The sequence below is a fragment of the Micavibrio aeruginosavorus EPB genome, from assembly GCF_000348745.1.
GTDB classification, from domain to species: domain Bacteria; phylum Pseudomonadota; class Alphaproteobacteria; order Micavibrionales; family Micavibrionaceae; genus Micavibrio; species Micavibrio aeruginosavorus_A.
The window spans coordinates 1,920,686-1,935,828 of the sequence record NC_020812.1; the positions used below are offsets into that span (position 1 = coordinate 1,920,686).

Below are 15,143 nucleotides of genomic sequence, written 5' to 3' on the forward strand. Positions count from 1 at the left end.
CGCATTGAAGCGGGATTTTTTTATTTTGATTGTTCTCTGTGCTTACGATGCCAATTGCTGCTCAATCGCGTTCACGGCGTCATTCGCGGCGTCGGCGTTCGGGCCACCGCCCTGCGCCATATCCGGACGGCCACCGCCGCCTTTACCGCCCAACACCTCGACCCCGGTTTTCACCAGATCAACGGCACTGACCTTGGCGGTCAGATCATCGGTCACACCGACGACGATGGACGCTTTGCCATCATCGGTCGCGATCAGCGTAATCACGCCGGAACCGATTTTCTTTTTCAGATCATCGACCATGGGCTTCAGATCCTTGGCCGGGAACCCCTCCAGCACGCGGGAGGTGAATTTCACCCCACCAATATCCTTCACATCCGGCCCCGCCAATGCGCCAGCACCACCACCCGTGGCCATCTGACGACGCAGGTTGGACATTTCGTTTTCCATGCGACGACGATCATCCATCAGGGTACGGACACGGTCGAACACATCCGCCGGGCCCGCCTTCAACACATCGGCCACAGCCTTCAACATAGCTTCCTGTGTATTCAGGTACGCCAGCGCACCCGCACCCGTTACGGCCTCGACCCGGCGGACGCCGGCGGAGACCGCGGATTCGGACACGATTTTCAACAGACCAATATCGCCCGTGCGTTTCACGTGCGTCCCGCCGCACAGCTCAACGGAATAGGATTTGTTCGCCCCATCCGCCGTGGTGCCCATGGACACCACGCGCACTTCGTCATCATATTTTTCACCGAACAATGCCATGGCACCGGATTCCATCGCGTCATCAATCGGCATGACCCGGGTAATGACCGGCGTATTGGCACGGATTTCTTCGTTGACCATGCGCTCAACCTCGGCAATCTGCTCCGGCGTGATGGCGGCGTTGTGGGAAATGTCAAAGCGTGTACGGTCCGCCGTTTGCAATGATCCCTTCTGGGCCACGTGCGTGCCCAGAACACGACGCAATGCTTCGTGCAGCAGGTGGGTGGCAGAGTGGTTCGCGCGGATCGCGCTGCGGCGGTCATGGTCCACGACCAATTCCACCACATCATCGGCCTTCAGCGTTCCGGCCTTGACCGTGCCAACGTGAACGAACAATTTGCCCAGCATCTTGCGCGTGTCATTCACGGTGATGTCCGCGCCGCCCGCCGTGCGGATCACGCCCGTATCACCGACCTGACCACCGGATTCGGCGTAGAACGGCGTCTGGTTCACCAGAATGTGAACGGTATCGCCCACGTTTGCGGCGTCGACCACGACCCCATCCTTCACAATGGTACGCACTTGCGCTTCGGCATGTTCGGTTTCATAACCCAAAAATTCCGTCGGGCCCACCTTGTCCAGCAGGTCGAACCACACCGCATCCATTTTCGCATCACCGGACCCAGCCCAGTTTTTGCGCGCCTGGGCGCGTTGTTTTTCCATGGCGGTGTTGAACCCGTCCAGATCCACATCAATGCCACGGGCGCGCAAGGCGTCCTGGGTCAAATCCAGCGGGAAGCCGAACGTGTCATACAGCTTGAAGGCCACAGTGCCATCCAACGCCTGCCCGCTTTGCAGATCGGCAGTTTCTTCGTCCAGCAGCTTCAGGCCGTTATCCAGCGTGCGTTTGAAACGGGTTTCTTCCAGTTTCAGCGTTTCAGAAATCAGCGATTCAGCGCGCTTCAATTCCGGATAGGCTTCACCCATCTTCGCCACCAGAGTCGGCAGCAGACGGAACATCAGCGGATCGCGCGCACCCAGCAAATGGGCATGGCGCATGCCACGGCGCATGATCCGGCGCAGGACGTAACCGCGCCCTTCATTCGACGGCATCACGCCATCGGCAATCAGGAAGGCGCTGGCACGCAAATGGTCCGCAATGACGCGGTGCGACGGTGCCATGGCCCCATCCGGCGATACGCCGGTCAAATCGGCGGAGTGTTCGATAATCGCGCGCAGCAGGTCGATGTCGTAGTTCGTAAACTTCCCCTGAACCAGCGCAGTGGTGCGTTCCAGCCCCATGCCCGTATCAATCGACGGTTTCGGCAAGGGTTTACGGATATATCCGCCATTACCGTCCGGTTCCTGTTCATACTGCATGAAAACAAGGTTCCAGAATTCGAGGAAACGGTCGCCATCCTGATCCGCGGAGCCCGGAGGGCCGCCAGCCAGTTTGTCACCCTGATCATAGAAAATTTCAGAGCATGGACCGCACGGACCCGTGTCACCCATCATCCAGAAGTTATCATTGGTATCAATGCGGATGATGCGGGAATCGGAAAATCCGGCAACCTTGCGCCAGATGCCTGCGGCTTCTTCGTCGCTGGAATGAACCGTCACCAACAGCTTGTCCGTCGGCATGTCCAGACGTTTGGTCACCACTTCCCACGCGAAGGCAATGGCATCTTCCTTGAAATAATCACCGAAGGAGAAGTTCCCCATCATTTCAAAGAAGGTGTGGTGACGCGCCGTATAACCGACATTGTCCAGATCGTTATGCTTGCCCCCGGCGCGGACGCATTTCTGGGCCGTTGTCGCGCGGTTATAGGGACGGGTTTCAACGCCCGTGAAGACGTTTTTGAACTGCACCATGCCCGAGTTCGCGAACATCAGCGTCGGATCATTGTCCGGCACCAGAGACGAGGATTGCACCACCTGGTGCCCCTTGTCCGCGAAGAAATCAAGGAAGGTCGAACGAATATCCTGAACGGTCTTGGTCATAGCCAGCTCATTTATGCATAAAGGGTCAATTGGACCGCTCCGCCGATATTAGGCGGTTACGGCCCAAAAATCCATGGTGAATGCGTGATTTTTACAGGGTTTTAGGCCGTGATTGGCCCCCTAGTGCGCCGCGGTCAGGCGGGTCTGGCGGCCCTTGTCCCCTTCGTGGCCGGTATCCATGGCCAGATAGCGTGCCGGGCGGCCCGCCGTGACGGCATCCAATGACGGGGTTGGCTGCCCCATGCGCAGGCTGTAGATCCAGTAATTGGCCAGCACCCGTTCGACATAGTTCCGGGTTTCCGGGGCCGGGATCGTTTCAATGAACAGCAACGGGTCTTTCACATTCGGGCCCATCTCGTCCTGCCACTTGGCCAGATTGCCGGGCCCGGCGTTATAAGCCATGGCCATGTGCAACAAATCGCCCTTCACCCGGCTGAGGCCCAGCAAGTGATCCACGTAACGCTGACCAATCTGCAGATTGACCTCGGGGTCGCGCAACTGGAACTTCCCATCCTTCTTTTTGAACCGTTCCACACCCGTGATGAAGCTGGCCGTTTTCGGCATCAACTGCATCAACCCCACGGCCCCGCTGGGGCTGAGAGCGAAGGCGTCAAAACGGGATTCCTGACGCGTGATGGCATGGATCAAAGCCCGATCAACGCTGTACCCATCGCGGGGCTGCCACGGCAACAGCGGATAGAGTGCGGCATCATACAACCCGCCTTCCGGATTGGGGAACGACGCGGCCAGCCGCATCGCCAGACCCGGCAATTTCGCGTGCAACGTATAGGCCAGCAACGCCTGACGCAAAAATTCATCATCCCCCGTTTTGATCCGGACCAGTTCCGATTCCGCCAGATGGTTCTGCCCCGCATCGACCAGCGCCATGGCCCGCCATGCACCGGGAATGGCGACCAGCTTTTCAAAATGCGCCTTGGTAAATTCTGGTGACGCCCAATTGAAATCGTAATCCCACCCCAGCGCGCGCGTGGCAATGATGCCGTAGAACGTCCGCGGGTACCGCGCCGCCAATTCCAGCCACCGCGTCATGTCACCGGGACGGCCAGCGCGCAAATGCGCCCGCGACGCCCAATAGGCCGACGCGGATCGCATCCATGAATCGGCGTAGGATGATGTAGCCGCCAATTCGAAATGACGCGCGGCCAGATTGAAATCCTGTTTCTGCCATGCGGCCAGACCGACGACCCACCCGGCCATCGGGGCGCGCGTGCCGGAGCGTGACGCCGCATCACGCGCCAACTGCAACGCTTCATCCGGTTTGCCCAACACCAGATACGCCATGGCGATCTGGGCGCGAATCTGGTCTTTTTCCGTTGAATCCAGACTTTCAGCAACCTTGTCGGTATTCAATTTTTTCAAAGCCCGTGTCGGCGCACCATCGGATAAATCGGCCCCGATCATGCGGGTCAGGCTGCGGATCAATTTATCCTGTCCGGCGCTGCGTTTGCGCGGCGTGACATATGTATCGCCGCGGCCCGAAAGGATTTGCATGACATTCGCCGGCAGGCCCGACACCGCCAACGGACGGTCCGGTGCGGGATCGCCCTTGCCCTGTCGTGCAATCGCCAGCTTGTACATCCGGTCCGCACCGGGATGGTCACCATAAGCCGACAGCCATGCGCGCAATTCTTCGTACCGCGTGCGATAGGAAGGATGCACATAGCGTTGATGCAGGACATGCCCCAGCAAGCGTTTGTCTTTCAACCGCCCCAGCGCTTCATCGGCTTCTGTCCAGTCGCCCTCGCCCTGAGCCCGGAAAATGGTGCGATACAACGCCACATCACCATCGCGCAGCGGGTGCAGCGATTGTTCAGACGATGGGATCAGCACGGGCATAATGGCGGGCAACGGCGGTTCAGCGGCGGCCTCTTGCGTCACCGCGGCCTCTGGTTCTGCCGCCTCCATAATCGCGGGCGCGGGATCAATGGCGTGCGGCACGGCCTCTGCAATCGGCTCCGGTTTATCCGTGGGCAACGGCACAACGGGGGGCGTTTCAGCCGCTTCAACAACAGGAATCTGATCCGGTTTGCGGGCCGGGTATGGCGGGGCGACGGGCTTTTTCACGGGGCGGATAATCGCCGTTTTTTTCGGCTCCGGCGCGGTCGGCTTGGCCTGTGGTGCGGGGGGCAGCGAGGCCGGAATGATGGACGGCGACACAGGCGCGCCCCCATCAACCGCCCGGAGATCCGCCGGGTCAATATCCGGTTCATCCACGATCATCGGAACCGGCAAGGCCACCTGCACATCCCCGTCCCCGGCGTAGATCGTGCCGAGGGTCAGGTTATAGGTGCGCCCCTTGGACCCGGCGATGCGGTCATCATCGGCCCAGGCATGCGAACACACGCCAGCATGCGCCAGCAGCAGTCCCACGCCCAGCGTGATAATCAAAATCCGGTCCAATGTCATGATGGGGTCTATGATAGCCTTTGGCGGGGGGCCTGTCCAGCCAAAGTGGGGTTATAAAAACACTAACCCTTTGTTATTCCACAAATATGCCCCTAGAACACACCCATGGAGCGGGCCTTGGCCCGCAGCATCAAAAGGTCGGCCCAGGCCGCCCGTTTATGCGCCGGGGTGCGGAGCAGATAAGACGGGTGATAGGTGGCAATGGCCGGAATGGGCGCAAAGCCAGCCCGCATTTCGGCGGTTTGCGGCACATAGTCATGCCACGTCCCACGCAGGCGGGAGATGGTGTCGCCGCTGCCCAACAGGGATTTGGCCGCAACCCCACCGGCAAAGACCAGCAGACGCGGGCGGACCAGCGCGATATGGCGTTCAATAAAGGGCAGGCTGACTTCGATCTCCGCCGGGGACGGGGTGCGGTTGCCCGGCGGGCGCCAGTTCAGAATGTTGGAGATATAGGCCGCGTGAGCCAGATCCTCGGCCTCGCGATTCAGGCCGATGGAGGCCAACATGCGGTCCAGCAACTGGCCGCTGACCCCGACGAAGGGCTTGCCCTGGCGGTCTTCATCCGCGCCGGGGGCTTCGCCGATCACCATAATGGGTGCGGATGGATTGCCGTCAGAAAACACCATATTGGTCGCGGTGCGTTTCAGCGACAGGCCATCAAAGGCGGCAATGGCGTCCCGCAATTCATCCAGCGTATTGGCCGCCATGGCCAGTTTCAGGGATTCCGCCCGGGCCTCGCTGGCCCCGATGAAGGCAGATTCAGCGGCTGGGGCCGCGATGGGGGCACGCGCAGGCGCAGCAACGGCGGGCGCATCCTCGACCACCGGCAACGCGGGCATGGCGGTGCGATCGACCGGGTCATCCCCCAATGCGATATCCACCCCGGCATCGAGATACCAGGACAAGGCGGCTTTGTATGTCTGGCGTTGCAGATCGGCCATCGCTCTCTTAAAAACATTATAGATGTGGTAACATCCCCAGTCTTACCGGACCCCGTCCGCAAAAACAACACCGAATACAATACGTAAAATCAAAAATAGCAGGAGCCTTTGAGATGACCGAGCCGCGCACAGACCGCGAATCCATGGAATATGACGTTGTCATCGTCGGGGCCGGACCGTCGGGTCTGTCCTGCGCCATTCGGTTGAAACAACTGGCGGCGGAACGCGGCACGGATATTTCGGTGTGCGTCATTGAAAAAGGGTCCGAGGTCGGCGCGCATTTGATGTCGGGCGCGGTGTTTGAACCGCGCGCGCTGAACGAACTGATCCCCGACTGGAAGGAAAAAGGCGCACCGCTGCACGTGCAGGCGAAGACGGACCGTTTCTTGTTCCTGACGAAAAACAAATCCTTCCGCCTGCCCACCCCACCGCAAATGCACAACCACGGCAATTACATTATTTCGCTGTCCATGCTGGGCCGCTGGCTGGCCACACAGGCCGAAGAATTGGGCGTTGAAATTTACGCAGGCTTCGCCGCCGCCGAAGTGTTGTACAACGATGCAGGCGCGGTGATGGGCGTGGCCACCGGCGATATGGGATTGGATAAAGACGGCAATAAAACCGACCATTTCGAACCCGGCGTTGAATTGCACGCCAAGCAAACCGTATTCGCCGAAGGGTGCCATGGGTCGCTGACCAAAACGCTGATCGCACACTATGACCTGCGCAAAAATTCCGACCCGCAGACCTACGGTCTGGGTATCAAGGAAATCTGGGAAATTCCCGCCGACAAACACAGCGAAGGATTGATCATCCACACCGTTGGCTGGCCGATGGATTCCAAAACCTATGGCGGGTCATGGATGTACCATCTGGACAACAATCAGGTATCGGTCGGCTTCGTCATCGGTCTGGATTACCAAAACCCGTATCTGTCCCCCTTTTCCGAGATGCAGCGGTTTAAAACCCACCCGGATGTGCGCAAATATCTGGAAGGTGGACGCCGCATTGCCTATGGCGCGCGGTCACTGGTCGAGGGCGGGTTCCAGTCCTTGCCGAAACTCACCTTCCCCGGCGGGATTTTGATTGGCGATACGGCGGGATTTTTGAACGTGCCGAAAATCAAGGGCAACCACACCGCGATGAAATCCGGCATGGTGGCGGCGGAGTCGTTATATGACCTGCTCACCGCCGGTGATGCGACCAGTGCGGAGTGCACGGCATATACCGCTGCCATCAAAGCCAGCTGGATCTGGCCGGAGTTGAAGAAGGTGCGCAACATTCGCCCCGGGTTCAATTTCGGTTTGTGGGTCGGCATGATCCATGCCGCATTCCAGACGGTGGGCGGATGGTTATTGCCCTATACCATGAAAAACCATGCGGATTACGCGGCCCTGAAACCCGCGACCGATGATTTGAAAATTGATTATCCGAAACCGGATAACGTGCTGACCTTTGACCGCCTGACATCCGTGCGCCTGTCCAACACGATGCATGAGGATGGGCAACCATCCCACCTGAAGCTGAAAGACCCGTCTATTCCGGTCGCCGTCAACCTGCCCCGCTATGCCGAACCGGCGCAACGTTATTGCCCGGCCGCCGTGTATGAGGTTGTCGAGGACGCAAACGGCCCTAAATTTGTTATCAACGCCCAGAACTGCGTTCACTGCAAAACCTGCGATATCAAGGACCCCTCCCAGAATATCGAATGGACAGTGCCACAGGGCGGCGGCGGGCCGAACTATTCAAACATGTAAGGCCTTGATTTATAACAAACATACACCCGAAATCGCGCGGGAAAACATTAACCTTTGCGACTTATAATAAGGCCATGATCAAGATATCTGCCCCCCGCGCGGTTCTGGCCGTGCTGTTGACCGGAACCATGGCCGCCGCCGGAATTGGCGGTGTGTGGGAGTATATCCATCGGGATAAGGCCGCAACGCCCCCCGCGGAAAGCACCACCAGCGCGGATGCGGATGATGTACTGGAAGAACTGGCCCCGACATTGAATGCCAGCGGCAATCCGGTGAATGTGGTTCCCGCGATTATTCCGACCTTCATTCCCGATATTCCCAAAAACGCCACGGGTGATTACCTGATCGCGCATTTTGCCCAATCGCAAAATGACTGGCGCACCGCCAGCGATTATTTAAGCGGCGTATTGAAACGCGACCCCAACAATATTGAACTGATCCGCCGCGCCATGGTTCTGGCGCTTGGGTCCGGTGATTTCACACTGGCCGCGCAACGCGCCGACATGATCACCAAGGCGCAGGATTCGACAACCAGCGAACAAGATCCGCTCGCTTATCTCATTCTTTCATCCAACGCGATTGTGAATGGGCAATATGATGAGGCCATTGCGGTTCTCGACCATCTGCCCAAGGGCGACATGGCGGAATTTGTTGTACCGCTGCTGGCCAACTGGGCCCGCGTGGGCAACGGCACATATAACCAGGCCGAGCTGGCCGGAACGACCATCCATGCCTATCACGGCGGGTTGATGGCTAAATATCTGAAGAAAGATCAATCGCAGATCGAAACCTTTGCCCGCGTCATCATTCAACCCAGCGGTTTAACCGCCGAAGAATATGAACGCGCCGCCGATTTATTCGCGCTGGCCGGCAATACAAAAGAGGCGATGGAAATTTACACCGCCCTGCGCGATGAAGATATTGGCTCCCCCCTGGTCCATGAAAAGATCGAAGCGTTAAAGGGGAACAAGGACATCAATCCGTTGTTGGCGTCCCACCGCATCACCACCCCGGCCCAAGGCGCGGCACAGGCCGTGTTTGATCTGGCCCGCATTTTGTTCCAGGAAAACAGCGACGCCAGCGCCCGCGTGTTCGCCAATATGGCCTTGGGGCTGGACCCAAATCTGGCCGAAGCCCGTATTATTCTGGCCACATCCAGTGCGCGGTCCCACCAATATCAGGACGCGCTGAAACAATTCGACAAGATTCCGCAGACACATCCGGCCTGGGCCGAGGCGCAATATGCCGCCGCCGATATGCTGGACCAATCGGGACAGACGGATGAAGCGGTCCGCCGCCTGCGCACGATGTATGACATTCACCGTGATGTGGATGCGCTGGCCCGCATTGGCGACATCTATCGCGGCCATGAAATGTATGACAAGGCGCTGGTTGAATATAATGCCGCCATCGACGCATTGGGCGGTGATGTGAGCGATGAATATTGGCACCTGCTCTATGCCCGCGGTATGTGTCTGGAACAGGTTGGCGATTGGCCGGCGGCGGAGAAAGACCTTCTGGCCGCCCTGAAATTCCGACCCGACCAGCCCTACTTGTTAAATTATCTCGGCTATGGCTGGGCGGATCAGGGGAAAAACCTGGACCAGTCGTTGGAGCTGATCGCGCGGGCGCTGGAATTACAGCCCAATGACGGATACATCACCGATTCACTGGGCTGGGTCCACTATAAGTTCGGTCAATATCCGGAGGCCGTCAAATATCTGGAACGTGCCGTCGAATTATTGCCGTACGACCCCACCATCAACGACCATCTGGGCGATGCGTATTGGGCGGTGGGCCGCAAGAACGAAGCCCGTTTCCAGTGGGAACGCGCCCGCAATTTTGCCGATACGGCCGAGGACGCGGACTTGATCATCACGCTGGGGGATAAACTGCAAAGCGGTCTGCCTCCGATCGATCACACCAAACCCGCGATCAAGGCCGCCAGCACCAATCCGGCCAATACGGCACAGGAATAATCATCCCATATTTGATTGAAGGGCCCGGTGTGGTAAAAACCCACATGGGCCCTTTATCATATTTTGCACCGGCAAAGATCAACCTGTACCTGCACATCACCGGACGCCGGGATGACGGATACCATCTGCTCGATTCGCTGGTCGGGTTTGCCGATATTGGCGACGATATCACCATCACGCCATCAAACCATTTTGGCCTCACCATCGACGGGCCGTTTGAACCACAGTTCAGTGATGCAGATACCGATCCTGGCGAGGCGTCATCCAATCTTGTCGTCCGCGCCGCATGGGCGATGGCGCGGGCCACGGGACGGAAGCATCCCAACGCGACCATCCACCTGACCAAAAACCTGCCCGTGGCCTCCGGCATTGGCGGCGCGTCCAGCGATGCGGCGGCCACCATCCGCGGGCTGTGCCAGCTTTGGGATATTCCGCCTGATGCGGATTTCATCGCACCGCTGGCCTTGTCACTGGGGGCGGATGTTCCCGTATGCCTGCACGGCGCGGCGACCTTTATGCGCGGCATTGGCGATGTGGTGACGCGCGCGCCAGCCATTCCGCCGGGCATGGGCATCGTGCTGGTCAACCCGCTGGTCCCTTGTCCGACGCCGGGCGTGTTCCGCGCCTATGCCGCCAGCAAAGCCCCGTTCTCCCCCATAATGCAGAACGATCCGCAATGGCAGAGCCACGATGATTTCATCGCAACCTTACGCACCACGCGCAATGACCTGAGCGCCGCCGCAACCGCCACCGTGCTCGTCATTCAAACCATTCTGGACACACTGAACACCATGGAGGGCTGCGCCCTGTCCCGCCTGTCGGGCAGTGGCGCCACATGCTTTGGACTTTTTCCCGATCTATCCGCCCGTGATGCCGCCTATACAATAATAAAAACCCACCATCCAGGATGGTGGGTTTCAAAAGGGATCATTGCCTGATCCTCTGTAAAGAGACCTTAGTTCTGCTTACCCAGCATATGCGCCAGAATATCCGCATTCACCGCGCCATCAACAGCCAAACCATTGTCGCGCTGATAGGTGCGAATGGCATCCGTGGTCAGCGGGCCGCCAATACCATCGGCCGGACCGGGATACAGGCCACGGCGCATCAACTGCTCCTGCACCTGCGCGGTCAGGCTCTGATCACTTTTCACAACACCTTCACCCGCCAGTGACGCGGCATCCGCCGCCGACAAACGCGGGATCGCCGGGGCGATGTCTTCCGCGCGCGGGCGCGTGCGTTCAGTCGCGGCTGTCTTCACGATATTCGTCACCGGTTTTACGGCATCGCTGCGCTTCTGCGGCATAACTGCGGGCGGCGCGGCATTCTGCACGGCCCCCGCCGGATCGCGATCACGGCTCATTTCTTCATACAGGCTAGCGACCTGTTTCTTGCTCATGTTCAGCGCGGCGCTCAACTGGTCCAACGCGACCTGACCTTCCGGGCTGCCCCGATCGGCGGCATTCTTGTACCAGTAGATCGCGGATTTCGTATCCACCGCACCCAGCAGCCCATTCTCATAAATCAAACCGAGATTATAGGCGGCTTCGGTAATGCCCGCATTGGCGGCCTGTTCAAAGAAGCTGGCGGCCAGACGCGGATCATACGCGGTACCGATCCCTTCGATATGCGCAATGCCCAGATTATATTGCGCTTCCGGATGGCCCAGTTGCGCGGCGGCACGGTACCAGCGAATGGCGGTGGCGACATCCTTGCCCACGCCCAGACCCTGATGATACAGGACGCCCAGATTATAGCGAGCATTGGCAATGCCCTGTGCAGCGGCTTCCTCAAACCAGAGGGCCGCGCGTTTATAATCAACCTTCACCCCCGCATGTCCGGCGGTATAGATGGCGGCCAGATCGTGCTGCGCCTCGGGAATGCCGGCAAAGGCTTTGTCTTCAACATTTTTGATCACGGTAGGCAAAGATGAATCCGGCGTAATCCGCTCGGTCAGCGGTGCCAACCCTTCGCGCTTGGCGCGCAGGAAGGATTCAATGTCTGCACGATCCGCAACAGCGGTCGCATCGCCCTTGTCCTGCACGGTTTGCGGCGGAACCGGATCGACGATCATCACATCTTCGGCGCGTTCAATCGGGGCGGCGTCTGCGTCCGTCTGGTCAATTTTGGTTTGGGCAGCAATGGCGGCAACATCCTGCTCCAGATCGGGAACGACACCGGCCTCTCCCGGCTCAATCGCATTCAGAGCCGTCGCCACGGCATCCGGATTTACATCCATCATGTCGGAAAGATCTTCAACCCTCAGCGCGCCCGCCGCTTCGCTGGCCACATCCGTCACAAGGGACGGGTCCGCCGGGCCAAAGGCGGCCAGATCATTCTCATCCGTGTTCAACGTGGCATCGAGCCCGGCGATAAACGGATCGGATTGGGTATCGGTTTCGGTTGTCGCATTCAGGACCGGCGCAGCATCTTCGGCGTTCAGATCCGCTACAGTCTCAACATCATTCTGGGTCATGGTGAGCGTCGGCATGAATTGCACGCGCCAGCGATCCCACTGGCTGACGCCATATCCGGCCAGAATGGTCAGCGCCAAAACGCCAACCAGCGCCGTTGTGTTGACACGCACCGCGCGTTGCCACCAGAACGCATTCTGGTTGCTGGGCTCGGCCACGAAAATGGACCGCGATTGTTGCCCCGCGGGCACCAGCGCGCCCGTGCGAATGGCTTCGTTTGTGCGCTCCACCGATTGCTCAATCGCTTCGATCTTGCGCAGCATGCGCGCTTTGTCCTGCGCGGCCTGTTCCAGGCGGCGGGCCAAGCGTTCCTGCATCTCAAACGCTTCTTCCATGCGCGTCGCGATGGATTCGGCACGGTTCAGGCGATCCAGCGTTTCTTTCCAGATTTGTTCCAGTTCGGATTGACGGCGCAGGATGCTGATATCGGTTGCGTCCTGCTTGCTCAGCTTGTCCTGCAGGGTCAGGAAGATGCGCTCGCTCTGGTCTGAACGTGTTTCAAGATCGTCGATTGCGGATAGCAGTCGCTGGCGCTCATGTTCGCTTTTGTGCAAACGATCCGCCAATTGATTCAACAAAGACACGACAACCGCGTTACGGTCGTCCGGTGCTTTACGCGCCTGATTGCTCATGCGGTCCCTACTCCCATCACAGGACGACGGTCCAGCCCCCACAAAGGGCCGCGCCGATCCCGGCAATTTTTCAAATTCAAATATGGATTATGCCGGGGACTATAACCGATTTTGGAAAATATGGCCAAGAACGAATGTGTTAACAGGGCCGATTCTGTCCACATGGGCCCGTTCACCATGGTGTTAACGATGACGTTCACCACCCCAATAATTTCCCATAACGTAAATTAAATTTCCCTGATTCACGGGGCTTGCATTTCGCGCGCGGCTTGGGTAGTTTGGCCCCCGTTGATCCAGCCGGGTCATCACACAAATCGGCAAACAAGCCCGGTTTTCCCATGGTTATTGGGGCGTCGCCAAGCGGTAAGGCAGCGGTTTTTGGTACCGCCATTCCTAGGTTCGAATCCTAGCGCCCCAGCCATCTCCATTACCCTCCGCCATAGCCTGAGAAAAACGCCCCTGCCCCGGCGATAAGAACCGTTACATAAAATCCAGCCCGTTGCCGTAGGTTTTTTAATGGCTCTGCGCCAGATACGTATGCAGATGATCGATCAATGTGCGGATCTTGACCGAGAGGTGGCGCGTTTGTTGATAGACCGCATACACGTCAAAATCTTTTTCCTCGTAATCCTCTAAAACGACCTCCAGCTTTTTAGCCGCCAGAGATTCGTCGACGATAAATGTTGGTAACATCGTAATGCCGCATCCCGCCAGGGCCGCCTGGTGCAAGAGATCACCATTGTCGGACAAGAAATTCCCGCTGACGGCCTGCCATATCTTTTTTCCATCTTTTATAAAAGGCCACGACTTACCTTCGGCAAGGTTTATATAGCTCAGGCAGTTATGCGCCTTTAAATCCGCGGGGGATTGGGGGCGGCCATGCGTTTTGAAATAAGCGGGCGTCGCACAAACAACGCGCCGCCCTGCGCACAGCTTCTTCGCCATCAATGTCGGATCGGTCAGCGCGCCAATCCGAATGGCCAGGTCATAGCTTTCCCCCACCAGATCAACGCGGCGATCCGACAGGTATGTTCTAATCGACACATCGGGATATTTATCAAGATACGAGGCCAGCGCCGGGGCCAGAGTTTGCAAGCCAAAGCTTAAAGGTGCCGTGAGCTTAATCGTCCCGACCGGCTTTTGCGTTTGATAGCGCAAGGAGGCCTCGACCTCCTCCATATCCCCCAGCAATTGGCGGACGTGGTCGAGATAATGTTGCCCACTTTCGGTTAATGTCACCTGACGCGTCGTACGCACCAGCAACTGGACGCCGAGGAAATCCTCCAAATCCTTGATGCGTTTGCTGACCACCGAGTTGGCGAGGTTCAGCCTCCGGGCCGCATCGGCGAAGCTGCCGTTTTCGGCAACCGCTTGAAAGGCCTGCATATTTGCGAATTTATCCATTGTTCCATTTATTCGAATAGTGTTGTTCAATTTATCAATATTATCATTTTTTAAAGAACAATCTACACTTAAAGAATGGAGGCACACACAAACCAGCCCCCATCAAAATTCAAACCTTTAGGAGATAGATTATGACCGCCGCTACAGACAAATTGCTGACCCCTGAAAATTCCGTTTTCGTGTTCATCGACCATCAGCCGCAAATGGCTTTTGGCGTGACGAACATCGATCGCCAGCTTTTAAAAAACAACACCATCGCCATGGCGAAGACAGCGAAGCTGTTCAACATTCCAACAATTCTGACCGCTGTCGAAACCGAAAGTTTCTCGGGCTATATCTGGCCGGAGCTGATGGACGTTTTGCAGCAGGACCCGATTGAACGGACCAGCATGAATAGCTGGGAAGACAAAGCCTTCGTTGATGTGGTTAAAAAAACAGGCCGCAAGAAACTGGTTATGGCTGCACTCTGGAGCGAGGCGTGCCTGATTTTCCCGACCATCTGCGCGCTGGATGAAGGATTTGAAGTCATTATGAACGTTGATGCATCCGGCGGCACATCGCAAGTGGCGCATGACGCAGCCATTCGCCGTGCAGAACAACATGGTGCGGAAAGCATCTCAACCGTTCAGTTGCTGTTGGAAATGCAACGCGACTGGAGCCGGAAAGAAACGTATCAGGGCACAACCGATATCGTCCGTGAGCATTTCGGTGCTTATGGCATGGGCATCGATTATGCCGCCAGCATGGTCCACGAATACGGCCAACGCGCAAAATATCCCCACAAAATCAACAAATAGGAGCCATAAAAAGG

Annotated in this window: 9 protein-coding genes and 1 tRNA gene; 5 read left to right on the forward strand and 5 right to left on the reverse strand. The window is 57.8% G+C overall.

Annotated elements, in window-relative coordinates; genetic code table 11:
- Positions 1-42: 42 nt before the first annotated feature.
- The 3 genes from alaS to A11S_RS09065 form a co-directional block, all read right to left on the reverse strand.
- Positions 43-2,715, reverse strand: coding sequence for an alanine--tRNA ligase (alaS, locus tag A11S_RS09055; RefSeq protein ID WP_015468215.1), 2,673 nt, complete (start codon positions 2,713-2,715; stop codon positions 43-45).
- A 120-nt stretch (positions 2,716-2,835) separates the two neighbouring features.
- Entirely contained in the window at positions 2,836-5,142 is a 2,307-nt protein-coding gene (locus A11S_RS12200) for a lytic transglycosylase domain-containing protein (protein ID WP_015468216.1), read from the reverse strand.
- A 92-nt stretch (positions 5,143-5,234) separates the two neighbouring features.
- A complete protein-coding gene (locus tag A11S_RS09065) occupies positions 5,235-6,086 on the reverse strand; it encodes a uracil-DNA glycosylase (RefSeq protein WP_015468217.1) in 852 nt (283 codons plus the stop codon).
- A gap of 113 nt (positions 6,087-6,199) precedes the next feature.
- Here A11S_RS09065 and A11S_RS09070 point away from each other — a divergent pair, with 113 nt between their 5' ends.
- The 3 genes from A11S_RS09070 to A11S_RS09080 all read left to right on the forward strand — a co-directional run bounded on the left by A11S_RS09070 (position 6,200) and on the right by A11S_RS09080 (position 10,760).
- Positions 6,200-7,843, forward strand: coding sequence for an electron transfer flavoprotein-ubiquinone oxidoreductase (locus tag A11S_RS09070; protein ID WP_015468218.1), 1,644 nt, complete (start codon positions 6,200-6,202; stop codon positions 7,841-7,843).
- 74 nt (positions 7,844-7,917) lie between these two features.
- Complete coding sequence (locus A11S_RS09075; protein WP_015468219.1) at positions 7,918-9,822, forward strand: tetratricopeptide repeat protein; 1,905 nt, start codon at positions 7,918-7,920, stop codon at positions 9,820-9,822.
- Positions 9,823-9,866: 44 nt separating this feature from the next.
- On the forward strand, positions 9,867-10,760 hold the full coding sequence (locus A11S_RS09080) for a 4-(cytidine 5'-diphospho)-2-C-methyl-D-erythritol kinase (protein WP_041803132.1): 894 nt from the start codon (positions 9,867-9,869) through the stop codon (positions 10,758-10,760).
- A gap of 17 nt (positions 10,761-10,777) precedes the next feature.
- Here the strand turns inward: A11S_RS09080 and A11S_RS09085 are convergent, their stop codons facing one another.
- A complete protein-coding gene (locus A11S_RS09085) occupies positions 10,778-12,928 on the reverse strand; it encodes a peptidoglycan-binding protein (RefSeq protein WP_015468221.1) in 2,151 nt (716 codons plus the stop codon).
- Between the two features lie 346 nt (positions 12,929-13,274).
- On the opposite strand from A11S_RS09085, the gene A11S_RS09090 reads away from it, so the two are divergent.
- Positions 13,275-13,349: transfer RNA gene (locus A11S_RS09090), tRNA-Gln, on the forward strand.
- 92 nt (positions 13,350-13,441) lie between these two features.
- On the opposite strand, the gene A11S_RS09095 is transcribed toward A11S_RS09090, so the two are convergent.
- Positions 13,442-14,332 carry a LysR family transcriptional regulator gene (locus tag A11S_RS09095; protein WP_015468223.1) on the reverse strand — a complete coding sequence of 297 codons (891 nt, stop codon included), beginning with the start codon at positions 14,330-14,332 and terminating at the stop codon, positions 13,442-13,444.
- Between the two features lie 131 nt (positions 14,333-14,463).
- Here A11S_RS09095 and A11S_RS09100 point away from each other — a divergent pair, with 131 nt between their 5' ends.
- Positions 14,464-15,129 (forward strand): hydrolase, encoded by a 666-nt coding sequence (locus A11S_RS09100; RefSeq protein ID WP_015468224.1) that lies wholly within the window; start codon positions 14,464-14,466, stop codon positions 15,127-15,129.
- Positions 15,130-15,143: the final 14 nt, after the last annotated feature.